A 15,456-nucleotide genomic window follows, 5' to 3' on the forward strand; every position below is an offset into this window, starting at 1 on the left:
TTGTAGCTATTGGCTGGTTTGGGTAATCGTGAATTGGGTAAGTTGGGTTGTAGAAATCGCTAAAACCAATTTCTATCTGTGGCTTTATTGGTCAGCCAATCCACTGATGGAATAAATGCCACCTTCAATATCAACGTCTAAGCTTTTGCCCATCCATTGATGCAGATCAACGCCATTTAAATTGAAAGTATCCAGGTTTATCCCTTTCTCCAACAAGCCTCCTGCCTGAATACGAACTGGAACTCGGGTTATAAAACCGTCTCTGGTTTGCGTAAACAGGTAATTAAAAATAATTGTCATGTTGACTTGATTAACAGGGTAAATGCGCTGTCGATGTACTTAATGCGCCGTGGGTAACTGCCCAAATTGAGGAATCAGGTCATCCCGTTTAGCCGCTTGTTCGTCGGTTAAATACAGGACGGCTCGGGACAATCCACGGGCAATATAAGGCTTCTTACTAGCTTCGACTAGTTGATGGGCCGCTCGCTGACGTTCCTGAGCGGTTAACTTTGGCGTAGTATTCATGTTGCTTATTTTTTATCTTTTGAAGAGACGTTGGCGGATAACGAATTCAGGACTGAAGTCGATTCGCGCTGTTCATACGTAGGCACTAGGCGTACCCTGTGCTTTAGGCTCTTTGGTTGCCACTTTTTTAGGCTGATCGTTAGCCATGGCCAAGATGATTCTGAAAAAATATATTGGGTGAACTGTTGGAAAGGATGGGCAAAATTGACGGGACAACATCAATACCAATCCGTGTATCTGAAGTTGATTGGTAAATGACGTAAGGTGCTCTTAATGCCCTTGGGGGGAGTAGCGGAGAGGTTTTCAATGAGGTGCGCAGGCTGTGCTTGGTGCTGACTGTATTTGGGTATTCATCCATTATCAACGGCATTTTACTGCCTTTAAACAAGCGCACAACAAGGGTTGTAATCTATCAACACGTTTACGACCAAAATGATTATAAATAGCTGAAATACTTATTCTTATACAGACTGCTCATCTGGAAGGTGCGTCAAGGTATTGGAATAGGTAAACGTTGTTTCGCAGAGATCGGTAGTGCCAGTTAACGGGGCTGCCGCAGCTGGCGTAGAGGTACAGGCTAGCGGAATATGACCTTCAGTGGCTAACATGCCAGACGTTGGGTCAAGACCAATCCAGCCAGCACCGGGTATAAATACTTCTGTCCAAGCGTGTAAAGCAAGTGAGTTTCGTTCCTCGGGATTAGCTGAATCATTCTCATCCGTCTTCTCCATCCTGACCTGTGCCAGATAACCAGAAACAAAGCGGGCTGCCAGACCCAGATGCCGCAAAATCTGGACAACTAACCAGCCTGAATCACGGCAGGAGCCAATGGCTAAAGTTAAGGTCTCCTCGGGTGTTTGAACACCAGGTTCCATTCGGGTGCTATACGCAATATCCTGATTAACCTGTTGGTTCAGTTTAATCAGGAAGCTGATCGTATTCTGTTTGGTTTGATCGACCTGCTGTAACCATCTGGATAAAGCAGGGCCTGGCTCGTCAACCTCCAGATAGGGTATAAGGTCTTTTTTTAACTGCGCTTCGTAGTCAAAAGGAAACGATTCTGCGTATGTGTCCAGGAAAAAATCGAAGGGATTTACCGGCTCTAGTCTTGCAACGATGTCCACATCAATAGACATCAGTTGCATGGGTTCCCAGAAATCGACACGAGCGATAAAGTTGCCAAACGGATCTTGTTGCCAGTGAATTACATGATTGGCTGGTTGAACGGTTAACGAATAGGATTCAATTATTGCCGGACAATGCGCTGCGGGTTTAAGTCGGATGAAATGAGGTGACAGATGAACTGTCCGATCGTAATCGTACTGAGTATGGTGGTGAATAGCGACACGAACGGCCATAATGATTTGAATAAGTGAATCTAAATTTGCCAGGATACGTAAGCAATCACGCAGAATTAGATTATATCATTTATTGCCTGGTGTGACCCCGTCGGGTCAGATGATTATAGCAAACTTGGCCTTTCTATAAACATTTGACTCCTTTGGAGTCACACAAAAACATAGTTCGATTCTGCCTAACGTCTTATACTTTTTCAAACACCAGCCGGTAATGTTCCATCGTCTCATTCTGGAAACAAACCCGGTTTGGGCTTACCCTGAACACCGCGATCAGATCCTGAAATGGTTTATTTGTCAATAATTTCGGTAGCAGCGAAGCATAGAGGAAGTACTTCTTTAGGTTGAAAGCCCGGAATCGCTTGCGCCACTGGCCAATGGTTTCAATATAATCGAGTCGGCCGCTGCTTTGCGATACGAGCTTAAAATACGGCTTGGCGTTCCGAATGACCTGTTCAGGACCGTACGGTAGCCATGAACCCGGAAACTGGGCAATCATCAGCGCCAAGGCATAGGAAGGCGATTCTTTGGGGGCGTCCAGGCTGATTTCCTCAAACGGAATCATATTTTTTCCGAACACCATGGTCTGCATATAGAAACGACCACCAACAGGTAGCAGATCGTTGAGTTTCGTGAAAAAATCGGCGTACACCTGATCCTGCTGACCCGCCTGATATTGCTCAACGGAACAGAAGTGCTCCATCCCGCCAATACAGCTTACTGCATCGAACGTACCATAATCGGCTGGCGTAATCAATCGGCAATCTTTTATATCAACCTCCAGCCCATTGGCCCGGCAGGCTTCAGCCTGGCCTTTAGAAAGGGTTACGCCACGTCCGATGGCCCCACGTTGCTTCACAAAGGTTAAGAAAGGTCCCCAGCCACAACCCATGTCGAGTATTCGTGTTCCTTTACCTACACGTAGGCTATCAGCAATAAAAGTATGTTTCTGGCGCTGAGCTTGTTCGAGCGTTAGCGAAAAATCGCCATTATACATAGCCCCGCTATAATCACCAGTTTCTCCTACGCTCAGGCGAAAAATTTTATCAATAGTTGTGTACGTGAAATCAAGGTCTTGTTGGGAGGCCATAAAACGAGGAGAAATTTTGAGTACAAGGTGAGTTAAGAAAGGGGGGCAATTAAATGCAAAAGAGGCCTATCGTTTAACTGGATAGAACTGGTTTGGTAGCAGGGTTTTTACGGGCCATTGGCTTCACCTCTACGGGCAGCGAATCGGTCTGACGACCCAATTGGCGTAAAAGGCGGAAGTGCGATGCCAGAGCCGAACCGAAGCTTCGATTTTCCAGATAAGGAAGTCCAAATTCATGAGCAGTATCCTTAACGATGGTTGAAATAACCGGATAATGAATATGGCAAACCTTAGGAAACAAATGGTGTTCAATCTGACGATTTAACCCGCCACACAGAAAAGCCGCCATCGCACTATCGGGGGCGAAGTTGGCTGTTGTGTGCATCTGGTGGATAGCCCAGGCGTTCAGGATGTCACCCTGTTCATTGGGCAGCGGGAAATCAGTGCCTTCAACGGCATGAGCTAACTGAAAAACAAGGCCTAACACTAAGCCTTCGGCCAGGTGCATCAACACAAAACCAATCAGAATTTGCCACCAGTCCAAATCAAGTACTAAGAAGGGGAGAACCAGAAAAAAGAAGTAATAAATGGCTTTGGAAACGAATAGCTTGATGTACTCGCTTCGGGGATGGCATGAATTGTCGTGGTGACCAATCTGACTCTTGAAAAATTTAACGAAATCTTTTCGAAATACCCATGATAGGGAGGCTAATGCATATAATGGAAAGGTATACCACTGCTGATAGCGATGCCAGGGACGAACCTCTTCCTGTGGGTCTAAACGAACCAGTCCTGGTGCGAGCTCAATGTCTTCATCATGACCTGGAATATTCGTGTACGTATGGTGAACAACGTTATGGGTAATTTTCCAGATGTAGGGATTTGCGCCCAGCAGATAAAAGCTGTTACCTAATACCCGATTGACTCCGCTATGGGCAGAAAAAGCACCATGTAAGCCATCATGTGAGATGTTAAAGCCAATGAACGCAGCAAACATGCCTAGTACAATGGCCATCCCCAGCATGGGCCAGGTACCAAACTGGTTCGATATAATTAAGCCATAGAGCAGGGCATACCCAATTAAAAAGAAACTCGCCTTTGCCCACATTGCCCCATTAGCATGTGGCGAAAGGGCTCTTTCGCTAAAATAAGTATCAACTCGTTTACGAACGGTTGCATAGAATTGTGATCGACTTGTATCCTTAAATTTTAATGGGGTTCGCATCAATAAATCAATTAAATAGTTGACCGATTTCCTGAAGCTGGTTCAGGACCGGCAAGGCTAATCGGCCTTTTTTTGATAATTTATACTCTACACGCGGGGGCATTTCTGCATATGCCTTTCGTTTCATTACACCCAGTGCTACCAGTGCTTTTAATTCGCCAGCAAGGACCTTCTCACTGATACCGGGCAGTAACTCACTGAGCTGAGTGTACCGGAGCGTTTGCTCGCCCAAAAGCAGGATAATATACAATCTCCATTTTCCGCAAATCATTGCCAGCGCTTTGCTAATCAAGTGCAGGTCTGGATTTGGGGCGTTCTCATTGCGGTTAGTTGACATAGCTACCGCCATTCAATTGAACCGTAGGAGCATATTTCCCCAGGGAAATGAACTCTGGAAAACTGTAGATATGTACGATAAGGGTAATGAGTAAAAATGAAAAATAAGACTGGACCGAAGTTGAGATAGGTTAACCTAATCGGAAAACTATGTTGAGTAGAGCAAACTTCTGCAAGATATACAATACTATCGTTACTCAAACTAACCTATAAAAACTTAACGAATAAAGAAGAAGGCAATTATACTATAGACCAACTATATATTTGGTAATAGACTTACACATAAGTAAGTTTAGGTGGATTTCGAAATCAACACCGATAAAGTATATACGATGAGTTGGCGGTATAAGATTTACACACGAGAAAAATCCTCCAGAAGTAGCTCTTACTGAACACAAGAGCTACTTCTGGAGGATTTTAGAAAATGGATGCTGTAGCCAGTTTTGGCGTAGGTTATTCAAGCGTTTTGGCTTAATCCACGCTCTATGATAGTCTACTGATACTGGATATACATTGGTTTTGGGGTCAGGGCCAGTACCTCTTCGGGGGTCATGATGCGAGAACCTGGTTTGCGGAAATCGTTTTCGTAAAACAACTTGAAGCCCGTGTACTGTACGGGTTCTTTCTGGATATAATCATGATACGAGTCTTTCTTTAACACTGGTGGTCCCCAGCCATCCATGTCCATCACTATCTGTACATTCGGGTCGAGTTTGATATTCTTATAGTTTTTAATCATCCCCTGCGTAAAGCGATGTACAACCAGTACTTTGGGAGGTAGATTGTTTTCTTTGACAATCCGGCTTAGAAACTGAACGGCCTGATTAACATCAGCGGCATCGTACGAGCCAATTTTGGTGCCTGGTTTAGCACCCGTTACCATCGAAAACTCCGGGTCAATCCCCAGGTGTACGAAGGGTAATTTTAGGTATTTTGTCATGTATTCCATCTCGGGACCAAGGGGGGCATGGCCACGTTGAATATCCAGAAAGACAATGGCTTTGTGCTCATTGCCCCATTTCAGTACTTTCTTAATGGTTTTATCCGACATCCGCATCCGGTAGCCACCATCTTTGCCAGGAGCACCCTGGGCCGATGTTGCCACTAAATGCAAGGCGGGCTGTATGGGTGTGGCAGGATCGGCTTTCTGCCAGTTTTTAATTTCATTATCCAGCCGTTGAAGCATTTCCTCCTTTGGGTATTTGCCCAGTGCTCCCATTTTCTTGGAATGTGGATTGCCATAGTACGCAAAAATGCGGTATTTAGGCAGGAGAGGTCCAGCAGGGGGAGTAAAGGTTAGCGAATCGAGGGTTGAATCTCCAGTGCTCACACCACGGGTTGAGGCAATCGGTTCCGGTGCGGGTTTGCCGGAAGAATCGGGAGGTGTGGTTGGTTTTGCGGTGGCTTCGGCAGTGAGTTTGCCTGTTTTTGACGAATCGTCCTGTTTGGATGAAGAAGAGCAACCAGCAATCTGACAAACCGCCAGCACGGAGAGCGCGGCTAAAGAAAAGCGCATACTAAAATAATGAGTTAAAAAGATGATTCGCAAAAAAAGGGTTAGCCTCCAGTGTAAAGGAGTATTAACCCTACGGTGCAAGTATAGAATCTTATTGTAACTTTTCAAAGTACTAATTCACCCAGCCCCTGGCGAATCACGGAGAAATCATCGTCGGTAGCATCCACAATTGTTGAGGGTACATTTCCGCCGTATCCCCCATCAATTACGATATCTACCTGATTCTGGAATTTCTCAAAAATCAATTCCGGATCAGTTGAGTACTCAATAATTTCATCCTCATCGCGAATCGAAGTGGTAATAATCGGGTTACCGAGCTCATGTACAATGAGCCTTGGGATGTCATTGTCGGGCACACGAATACCTACCGTTTTTTTGTTGGTATTGAGCAACTTAGGAACATTGTTAGTTGCCTGGAGAATGAATGTGAAGGGACCCGGCAACACACTTTTCATCAACTTAAACGCCTGGTTACTCACGCGGGCATAATCGGCAATATGACTCAGGTCGTAGCATATAAATGAAAAATCATTCTTGGTGGGTTTAATCCCTTTTATGCGGGCTACCCGTTCAACTGCCCGTGCATTATGAATATCGCAGCCCATTCCGTAAATGGTATCCGTTGGATAAATAATAACGGCCCCATCACGCAGGGCTTTCACGATATGATCAATCCGGCGTGGGTCAGGGTTTTTTGGATAAAGCTTAATAAATTCAGCAGACATGATAATGGTAGTTGATTTATGGTAGTTGGTACCAACTACCATAACCTATAAACCAAAAACCACCTAAAGCGGTTTCGAACGCAGCTTGAGATACAGTTGATATACGATGTTGACTGGTAGCTGTAAGTGGTTTAGGGCGAGAATAAACCTGGTTAGTAAGTTTGGCTGGGCAATTTGACGAAGAAGATGATCGAACTGGAAAACCAGATCAACTTGTTCTGCGTAAAATGCTTTCCGAATAAACGTTTGAAGCCGGGTAGCTAATGCCTGGAACTCATCGGGAGTAACACAAAGGGTAAACGCTTTCTGACAAACGACTAATGTTGAGGCAAGTAGGTTGTTGTTGGGCTGCACTACCTGCGTTGACATGGATCTGGGCAGTTGCCGTTTTAACGTCAATACCTCGTCGAGGTAAGCATATTGGTAATACCGTGACGACCGTACCCAGAAATCAAAATCCTCGTAGCTTAAGGTTTCATCATAGCCTCCTAGTTCACCCAGTACAGCCCGGCGCATCATCATTGTGGGCGTACAAATAAAATAAGATTCCAGAATGTTTCGGAAGATACTTCCGGTAGGTATGGTAGCAAGCGCGAAGCCATGCGTATCAATTTCGTAATGATACCCAATTAGCTGACCTTTTGTGTTAATATACCCTGCGTTCGAAAAGACAACCCCATATTCAGTGGGTAACTGCTCAAACAATGATACCTGTTTAGTGATCCGACTGGGTAACAATACATCATCGGCCGACAGGTCTATGATGTATTGGCCTCTAGTTACTGTTAATCCTTGATTAAATGCTTTGGTTAATCCCAGGTTGACTGGGTTCCGTATAAAACGGATAGCTGGATAGGGCTGGATAAATTCGGTAATCCGCTCTACCGACCGATCTGTACTACCGTTGTCAATGATGAGTAGCTCCAGGTTGGAATAGTCCTGTTCAACCACCGATTGGAGGGCTTGTACAACATAATTTTGGTGGTTATAACAGATGCAGATAACAGTTACCAGCGGATTAATCAGATTTTGGCAAGGTATTAGCTGGGAGGGGTTTGATCCGGTGGAGACAGAACTCATAAAAAAAACAGCATTTTGCTCTGAAGCTAAAAAACAGCCAAACTGCTTGATTTATAATTAGCTACCTAAAGGTGCGTAAGCGGCTGATTCGCCATCTACTAAAATCAGAACCATTTAGTAAAGATATTTTCCCCAAAATGTAAAACTGGCACGCTTTTGGCCATTTTCTAAAACGAACGCGTTACGACCGTGCCAATTTGGCGTCTGACTGTAGCGTGTGCTTTTACATTTATGGGTTAGGTTTTGCAAACGTCATCTCAAGTCTCTGAGGTGGCGTTTGTTGTTTTTGCCGCTACACTAGGGTGTTTGTCTCCTTCCAGATTGTAGAGCGAAACATTCATTTCAAAACCAAGAATGAGTAGTAAGGAGATTAAGTTGATCCAGATCATCAACGCAATCACTGTACCGATTGACCCATAAACTTTGTTGTACGAACCAAAATTGGAGATATAGTAGGAAAAACCGAAGGTTGTTAACACGATCAGAACCGACGCTGTTATGGCCCCCGGCATGATAAAGATCCAATTCATGTTTACATTCGGGCCAAAGCGGTAGATGACTGAAACGGCACCTACGAACACCGCAAAAACAACTAAATACCTGCCTATAGCCAGTAAGTTAATAAAAACAACGTTGTTCAGGATGCCAAAGTGAAGTAGGTAGTCGCTTACAATTCCCCCGATTATCAAGACAACAATCGCCAGAATCAGCGCAAAGGCCAGTGTAAACGTCAAGCCAATGGCAATGGCACGAATTTTAAAAAAACTGCGCTTTTCTGCCGAATGATAAGAAGAGTTGAAGGCTTGCATGAGCGCCACCAAACCACTCGTAGCCGAGTATAAAGCCAGAAAGAAACCAAATGAAAGTACTCCACTCTGGGGGCGACTGATAATATCCTGTATTGTGGTATCAACCATGCTGAAAGTATTCCCCGGTAGGACCTCCTCAAAAAAATCCATGATCTGCTTCTGAAGATCAGGGATAAAGGTGATATAAGGAATCAGGGTGAAGAAGAAAATCACCGTTGGGAAAACCGCCAGAATTAAGCTATATGATACAGATGCAGCGCGTTCGCTGGTGTCGTTATCCGTAATTTGGGCAAGCATTCGCTTCAAAAATGCATACCAGGTTGTTTTAGAGTTGAAGGGATGATGACTATGCAACCAAACCCTAACCTTTCGGAATGTCTTTAACCCCAATAGCTTGTCGTACATAGTGCAAAAGTCGTTACGGGGCGCCCGTGCGAGGTCGCTAGTTGTCAGTGAATAGTTGGCTTCTGCTTGTTGCCTGCCTACTATTGACTGACGATCAGCAATTATTGTTCAAAAAAAGGTTTAGCGGCCTCGACCAGTTCAGGCGGAGCTGCACAGGGTCTGCCGGTTTCCGTTCTGACAAATACAAGGGTAGTTTGCCCCGTATTCAGTAATTGGCCGTCCTGATTGAAAATCTCGTAATCAAACATTAGCCGGGTTTTAGGAAGTTGTGGAATGGTAACCCGAATGGTGAGTAGATCATCATATTTCGCAGGTCTGATAAACCGGGAATTGAGATCATAGACTGGCATGGAAATGCCATCTTCCTCCATTTTTTTATAGGTCAATCCTAGATGACGAAGGGCTTCAACCCGCCCAATTTCATAAAAGCGGGCGTAATTTCCGTAATACACAATGCCCATTTGGTCAGTGTCGTAATACCTCACCCGAATGTCGGTAATGTTGTGGGTAATCATAAAAAAGGGGAGTAAAGGAGGAGAGGCAGGAAGGGGAGTAACGGGAGGAGAGGGAGGATGTTAACTAAGACTTTTCTTCTCCCTTTCTTCCCTCTCCTCCCGTTACTCCCCTTCCTCCTTTTATTTCATAATCTTCATTCGTGTCAAAGCTTCCTGATATAACCGGGCGTTGGCTATGTGTTCGGCCAGCGTTTTGGAGAATGTATGGTAACCATTGAATCGGGCGTCGACTACGAAGTATAGATAATCGTGTTGCTCGGCGTTCAGGACATTATCAATCGTGGCTGGGGCTGGGAGGTTGATAGGCCCAGGGGGGAGCCCTGCATAACGATACGTATTGTAGGGCGAATCGACGGTGAGTTGTTTATTCAACAGCCGACGGATGCCAAAATCACGGAGGGCAAAAATTACGGTTGGATCGGCTTCCAGTTTAATGCCTCGTTTTAAGCGGTTTAGGTAAACGCCCGCTACCCGCGGTTGCTCGTCCCGCTTATTGGTTTCTGCGGCCACAATAGACGCCAGCACCTGTACCTGTGTTTGGCTCATGCCCAGGGCTTTCGCTTTGGCCTGACGGTCGGGTGTCCAGAATTTTTTGTATTCAGTACCCATCCGCTCCAGAAACGCTTCGGGCTTGATTGTCCAGAACATCTCATAGGTATTGGGCAGAAACAAACAGACAATCGTTGTAGTATCGAAGCCGAATTTCTGGCAGGTAGCTGGATCATTCAGTAACTTGCCCAGCGCTTCGGGACCAAACTCGAACTTACTGCCGACTCGCTGAATAAGGTCGCTTTTTTGCCGCATGCTATTGAAGGTTACAGGCATAGCATCCTGATTACCACTGCGAAGTTTGACCAAGGCTTCGCGGTTGCCCATAAGCGGTTTGATTTCATAACGTCCTTCTTTAACCAGCTCAGGATATTTCATCATCTTGGCCAGAAACCGGAAGGATGTTTCGTCGTTGATGACCTTATGCGTTTTAAGGGTATCCATCACCGATTCGAACGTAGCCCCGCGGGGAATCAACAACGCAAACGTTTTATCGCCATCGTTTACCTGAAGATTTGGGCTTTTGAAAACCTGCCAGAAATAGAATGAAAACGTTGTGAGCAGGATGGAGACTGTGAGGAACAGGGCAATTTTAAAATTACGAGACATACGAAAAAGAATGTATAATTGATAATGGATAATGGATAACGATACTCAAGAGAAGCACTGAACTAGCAGGTGATTCAATTGCCCGTTAGCTTGGCACCACAATTGCACATTATACATTGTTCATTATTCATTTTAATTAATGCGCAAATTTACGCCAAAACAGAACCATTTAACCTACCGAACATGAAGTACACAGTACCACTTATACTACTTTTTGGTCTGATGGCCTCCTGTCGTACGCAGGTCGATAGTCCACGCTCCATGAATCCGGCCGCAGCGGTGCGTCAGAAAGCTATTGATGAAATACGAGAGGCCGATCAGAATTTTAGCATACTTTCTGAAAAACAGGGCATGGCCAAAGCCTTTACAACCTACGCTGCCGATGATGTAATTAAACTCAATGACGGAGCCGCCCCAACCATAGGATTTGACTCTCTTCGGGCGCAGATGAGCCGATTACCTGCGAATGGGCCCGTTCTGACGTGGCAGGTATTGAAAGCGGATGCATCTTCATCGGGTGATTTGGGTTATACGTTTGGCCAATGGATGCTGACAAAAAAAGATAATGCTGGAAAGCGAACGTCAGAACAAGGAGTTTACATAACCGTATGGAAACGTCAGCGTAATGGCCAATGGCGATTTGTAGTCGATGGTGGTGATAGCACACCTGAACCGAAGTAATCTCAAAAAGCACAGTTTTTTTGACAGGATTTACAAGATGAAGCCGGATTATTCTTACTCTTAAATCCTGTTTTATCCTGTAAATCCTGTCAAAACTATTGTAAATTTGGGCGAACCAAATCAACTCGCTTTGATTGCTCGTTCACTGTTTACTCGACGAAATTCCAGCGGTCCTTCGCTTTATACGCTCTCCTTTTGGTTGCTCTCAGTCAGTAACTTCCTCTTTTCGGCCAGTTTTTCAATGATGATTCCTGAGTTGCCAGCCTATCTGGAGAAGATGGGGGGACAGGAATACGTTGGGCTTATTATTGCCCTATTTACGTTAACTGCCGGGGTTTCGCGCCCCTTTAGCGGAAAAATTACGGATACGGTTGGGCGGGTGCCGGTTATGGCCTTCGGCTCTATCGTGTGCTTTGTATGCGGGTTACTTTACCCGTATCTCCTCACGGTTTGGGGTTTCCTGACACTCCGGCTCATTCATGGATTTTCAACAGGAACGAAGCCGACAGCCACCTCCGCCTACGTGGCCGATGTTGTTCCGGCCAACCGTAGGGGTGAAGCGATGGGTATGCTGGGTCTGTTTACCGCCATGGGAATGTCGCTTGGACCCGCCATTGGGAGTTGGTTAGCCACCGATTTCTCGATGAATGTTATGTTCTGGACATCGTCGGCCTTTGCCCTTATGTCGATCGGTATTCTGCTCCGAATGCCTGAAACGCTGGTGAATACGCAGCCGTTTCGATTTAAATTGTTACGGCTGAAAAAAGACGAAATTTTCGATAAAAGCGCCATTCCACCATTTCTCGTTCTGTTGTTGCAGTCGTTTTCGTCGGGCGTTATTCTGACGGTGATCTCTACCTTTAGCGCATCGCTTGGCGTTACCAACAAGGGACTGTTTTTTACGGTCTATACCGTTGCTTCGCTGGTTATTCGGCTGGTATTTAGCCGGACTTCAGATCGATATGGCCGTATTCCGGTGCTGTTCATTTCAACGATCGTACTGGCTTTTTCGATGGTGCTCTTAATTCTCACCGATTCAACGTTCCTGTTCTGGACGGCCGCTGTTTTCTATGGGATGTCGTGGGGAATGAACTCGCCAACGGTAACCGCCTGGACGGCCGACCTAAGCGACGAGAAAACTCGTGGCCGGGCAATGGCAACCATGTACATTGCCCTTGAAGCTGGAATTGGGCTAGGTGCATTGGGTGCAGGCTGGGTACTTAATCATTTTGCTGGCGAAGCGGGAATCGATGCCTCTTTTGCGGTCTCGGGTGTATTGGCACTGGTTGCTGTGGGGTACCTGGGCTGGCTATGGCGAAAAGGCCCACAAGTCATGCATCATCACGTTGACGGAACGGACGAGTTAGCCCTACTGGATGAAGAACCATGATGCATGACATTGAGCCGAAAATTCGCCCACTGGTCGATGCGCTGAACAAAACCGGACTGGTTCGTACGTTTTCGAGTTGTGAAGGCCATTTTGGACCTGGAGAGCAGACGCTCGTTGATCGAAATCACGCCGAAGTGCGGTTTGTTCCTGCTGATGGTGTATCTGTTGAAGAAGTCGAGAAGTTGCTGGCTTCTATAGTAACCCGCTTCAAAGCCAGGCATGGGTTGCTACCTGTAAAAGTGACGGCCTATAAATTGTATACGCCCATTGATGACGAAGTGGTTGAGGAAACCTTCGTTCTGGAACTTCGGCCCTTTAACCGTTTTGATTCGCCCGATCGGAAACGCGCAGATATTGACTGGGCAATTGGGCAGGTTGTATTGCTGAACAGCGCAATGAATCAGTGATAACCTATTTCAAATCTCCATTTTACTGTATATTCGGGACATGAGAACATTGGAACTACATCTTTCTGAAGAGTTAGCCGCTTCATTGGCTCGTGTCACGCCTGATGCTGAACTTTTTGCAATTGAAGCCTTACAAGCGAGGTTAAATGAAATAGAAAGAGAACATCATCTGGCCGAAGAATATCGATTTGCCGCTGAAGAGAATAAAATAATTACTCGAGATTTTAATGAGTTAGATCTTGACAACTGGGATGAATATTAAACGCGGGGAAGTTTGGTTAGCAGCATTGGACCCAACTATTGGTAGTGAAATACAAAAGACTCGCCCGGTTATAGTTGTTTCTAATGATATAAATAATGCTAACAATAGTGTCGTTTCTGTAATACCCATAACGTCAAACGTGACTCGAATTTTATCATTTGAAGTGTTTATTCCTGCTGGCGTTGCTAGCCTTACGAAAGATTCTAAAGCAAAAACTGACCAGATTCGGACGTTGGATAAAAGCCGTTTAGTCAAACGATATGGTGCCTTACCGGCAGTGTATACGCAACAACTTAATACTGCTCTGAAATTACATTTGGCTTTGCCTTAATAGAAAAGCACTTTAAGAGGCCCTGTTATAGCCGTATTGTGATTGAATAGATAGTTGCAGTGTGAGTAGACGCATTCACCTAAATTAACGAAGCGCTTGAGCCCCAAGCGCTTCGTTAATTTAGGTGAATGCGTCTACAAAATAAACTGACTTAAATCCCTATTCTTCACCAGCCCATTTAAACGTTCACTCACTAAATCTTTGGTGATAACTACCTGAGCGTTAGCGCCAATTACGTCAGGGATATCGAACATGAAGTCATTCATCAGATGACTCAGTACTGTTTGCAGACGTCGTGCACCAATGTTCTCCACATCGCTGTTTACTTCGAAGGCAATCCGGGCCAATTCGCGGAGGGCGTCATCCTGAAATGTAAGACCAACGTTTTCGGCCTGTAACATGGCTTCGTATTGCTTGGTCAGCGCGTTTTTTGGTTCTTTCAGGATTTGATAGAAATCATCCTCCGACAGGCTTTGCAGCTCAACCCGGATTGGGAAACGACCCTGTAATTCGGGGATCAGATCACTGGGCTTAGCTACGTGGAAAGCACCGGCTGCAATGAACAGGATATGGTCGGTATGAATAACGCCATATTTTGTGTTTACGGCGCTGCCCTCAACAATCGGGAGTAAATCGCGCTGTACGCCTTCCCGGCTCACATCGGGGCCACCTCCGCCATTACCAGAGCGGGCAGAGGCTACTTTGTCAATCTCGTCGATGAAAATAATTCCAGCGTCTTCCGCTTTGCGAATGGCTTCCTCCTTCACCTCGTCCATGTCGATGAGCTTGGCCGCTTCTTCTTCCAGCAGGATTTTACGGGCTTCGGCAATGCTCACTTTGCGTTTTTTACCGCGCTTGGGCATCATGCCGCCAATCATCTCCTGAATGTTCATCATAGACAGATCGTCGACCGAGCCACCCATAATGCCGATGTTGGGCGTTTGCGCCTGATGCACATCGATCTCGATTTTTCGGTCGTCCATCTCGCCCGAGCGGATTTTTTCGCGGAATCGTTCACGGGTGCGTTCGTTGAGTTCAGCGTCGGAATCTTTCTTCTCGTTTTCAAATCCCAGCTGGCCGTTGGCAGGCTTCACGGGTGGAATTAAAATATCCAGAATGGCATCTTCAACTAACTGTTGTGCTTTTGCCTGAACGGCTTCTTTCTTGGAAGCTCGTACCATATTGACAGCTTGCTCAACTAAGTCGCGCACCATGCTTTCAACATCGCGGCCAACGTAGCCTACTTCTGTGAACTTGGAAGCTTCAACTTTAATAAACGGAGCATCGGCAAGTTTTGCCAGTCGACGGGCTATTTCGGTTTTGCCAACGCCCGTTGCTCCGATCATCAGGATATTATTTGGCGTGATTTCACGTTGCATATCGGCAGGACTATTCATCCGGCGCCAGCGATTCCGCAGGGCAATGGCTACGTTCCGCTTGGCATCATGCTGGCCGATAATGTACTGGTCTAACTCGGCAACGATCTGCCGTGGGGTAAGGTCTTTTAGTAATTGGGTCATCGAAAAAAATGGAGCGTGTTGTGCGCCCCTGCCAAAGAAACACAGGAAACCCGAAAATGTGCCAATTCAATAGACGAAATTTGGATTTTGGTCATTCAACGTTAAAACGAGACCTTCGATTACTTT

The 15,456-nt window shown here is 45.7% G+C and carries 18 protein-coding genes; 5 read left to right on the forward strand and 13 right to left on the reverse strand.

Going from position 1 to position 15,456, the window contains the following annotated elements; all coding sequences use genetic code 11:
* Positions 1-84: 84 nt before the first annotated feature.
* The 12 genes from EXU85_RS12775 to mltG form a co-directional block, all read right to left on the reverse strand.
* Positions 85-300 (reverse strand): hypothetical protein, encoded by a 216-nt coding sequence (locus EXU85_RS12775; RefSeq protein WP_142772451.1) that lies wholly within the window; start codon positions 298-300, stop codon positions 85-87.
* Between the two features lie 39 nt (positions 301-339).
* Positions 340-525 (reverse strand): hypothetical protein, encoded by a 186-nt coding sequence (locus EXU85_RS12780; RefSeq protein ID WP_142772452.1) that lies wholly within the window; start codon positions 523-525, stop codon positions 340-342.
* Positions 526-986: 461 nt separating this feature from the next.
* Positions 987-1,883: a transglutaminase family protein gene (locus tag EXU85_RS12785; RefSeq protein WP_142772453.1), complete on the reverse strand. Its 897-nt coding sequence runs from the start codon at positions 1,881-1,883 to the stop codon at positions 987-989.
* A 184-nt stretch (positions 1,884-2,067) separates the two neighbouring features.
* Positions 2,068-2,970, reverse strand: coding sequence for a cyclopropane-fatty-acyl-phospholipid synthase family protein (locus tag EXU85_RS12790; RefSeq protein WP_142772454.1), 903 nt, complete (start codon positions 2,968-2,970; stop codon positions 2,068-2,070).
* 73 nt (positions 2,971-3,043) lie between these two features.
* A complete protein-coding gene (locus EXU85_RS12795; protein ID WP_142772455.1) occupies positions 3,044-4,195 on the reverse strand; it encodes an acyl-CoA desaturase in 1,152 nt (383 codons plus the stop codon).
* Between the two features lie 7 nt (positions 4,196-4,202).
* Positions 4,203-4,532 carry a helix-turn-helix domain-containing protein gene (locus tag EXU85_RS12800; protein ID WP_142772456.1) on the reverse strand — a complete coding sequence of 110 codons (330 nt, stop codon included), beginning with the start codon at positions 4,530-4,532 and terminating at the stop codon, positions 4,203-4,205.
* Between the two features lie 492 nt (positions 4,533-5,024).
* A complete protein-coding gene (locus EXU85_RS12805) occupies positions 5,025-6,047 on the reverse strand; it encodes a hypothetical protein (protein ID WP_210422466.1) in 1,023 nt (340 codons plus the stop codon).
* A 104-nt stretch (positions 6,048-6,151) separates the two neighbouring features.
* Entirely contained in the window at positions 6,152-6,772 is a 621-nt protein-coding gene (locus tag EXU85_RS12810; protein ID WP_142772457.1) for an L-threonylcarbamoyladenylate synthase, read from the reverse strand.
* A gap of 63 nt (positions 6,773-6,835) precedes the next feature.
* Positions 6,836-7,852 (reverse strand): glycosyltransferase, encoded by a 1,017-nt coding sequence (locus EXU85_RS12815; RefSeq protein ID WP_142772458.1) that lies wholly within the window; start codon positions 7,850-7,852, stop codon positions 6,836-6,838.
* Between the two features lie 257 nt (positions 7,853-8,109).
* Positions 8,110-9,066 carry a YihY/virulence factor BrkB family protein gene (locus tag EXU85_RS12820; RefSeq protein WP_142772459.1) on the reverse strand — a complete coding sequence of 319 codons (957 nt, stop codon included), beginning with the start codon at positions 9,064-9,066 and terminating at the stop codon, positions 8,110-8,112.
* Between the two features lie 101 nt (positions 9,067-9,167).
* Entirely contained in the window at positions 9,168-9,581 is a 414-nt protein-coding gene (locus EXU85_RS12825) for a thioesterase family protein (RefSeq protein ID WP_142772460.1), read from the reverse strand.
* 120 nt (positions 9,582-9,701) lie between these two features.
* The gene (gene mltG, locus EXU85_RS12830; protein WP_142772461.1) at positions 9,702-10,739 is read right to left on the reverse strand and encodes an endolytic transglycosylase MltG; all 1,038 of its coding nucleotides are present in this window, start codon (positions 10,737-10,739) and stop codon (positions 9,702-9,704) included.
* Between the two features lie 183 nt (positions 10,740-10,922).
* Here mltG and EXU85_RS12835 point away from each other — a divergent pair, with 183 nt between their 5' ends.
* The 5 genes from EXU85_RS12835 to EXU85_RS12855 all read left to right on the forward strand — a co-directional run bounded on the left by EXU85_RS12835 (position 10,923) and on the right by EXU85_RS12855 (position 13,810).
* Entirely contained in the window at positions 10,923-11,420 is a 498-nt protein-coding gene (locus tag EXU85_RS12835; protein WP_246859541.1) for a DUF4440 domain-containing protein, read from the forward strand.
* Positions 11,421-11,550: 130 nt separating this feature from the next.
* Positions 11,551-12,810: an MFS transporter gene (locus EXU85_RS12840; RefSeq protein ID WP_142772462.1), complete on the forward strand. Its 1,260-nt coding sequence runs from the start codon at positions 11,551-11,553 to the stop codon at positions 12,808-12,810.
* On the forward strand, positions 12,810-13,217 hold the full coding sequence (locus EXU85_RS12845) for a hypothetical protein (protein ID WP_142776704.1): 408 nt from the start codon (positions 12,810-12,812) through the stop codon (positions 13,215-13,217). Before EXU85_RS12840 ends, EXU85_RS12845 begins: the two co-directional genes overlap by 1 nt.
* A 40-nt stretch (positions 13,218-13,257) precedes the next feature.
* On the forward strand, positions 13,258-13,479 hold the full coding sequence (locus EXU85_RS12850; RefSeq protein ID WP_142772463.1) for a hypothetical protein: 222 nt from the start codon (positions 13,258-13,260) through the stop codon (positions 13,477-13,479).
* On the forward strand, positions 13,469-13,810 hold the full coding sequence (locus EXU85_RS12855; protein ID WP_142772464.1) for a type II toxin-antitoxin system PemK/MazF family toxin: 342 nt from the start codon (positions 13,469-13,471) through the stop codon (positions 13,808-13,810). The genes EXU85_RS12850 and EXU85_RS12855 overlap by 11 nt, the downstream gene beginning before the upstream one ends.
* A gap of 134 nt (positions 13,811-13,944) precedes the next feature.
* Here the strand turns inward: EXU85_RS12855 and hslU are convergent, their stop codons facing one another.
* Complete coding sequence (hslU, locus tag EXU85_RS12860; protein WP_142772465.1) at positions 13,945-15,330, reverse strand: ATP-dependent protease ATPase subunit HslU; 1,386 nt, start codon at positions 15,328-15,330, stop codon at positions 13,945-13,947.
* Positions 15,331-15,456 lie beyond the last annotated feature (126 nt).

This window comes from Spirosoma sp. KCTC 42546 (assembly GCF_006965485.1).
In the GTDB taxonomy this organism is placed as follows: Bacteria; Bacteroidota; Bacteroidia; order Cytophagales; family Spirosomataceae; genus Spirosoma.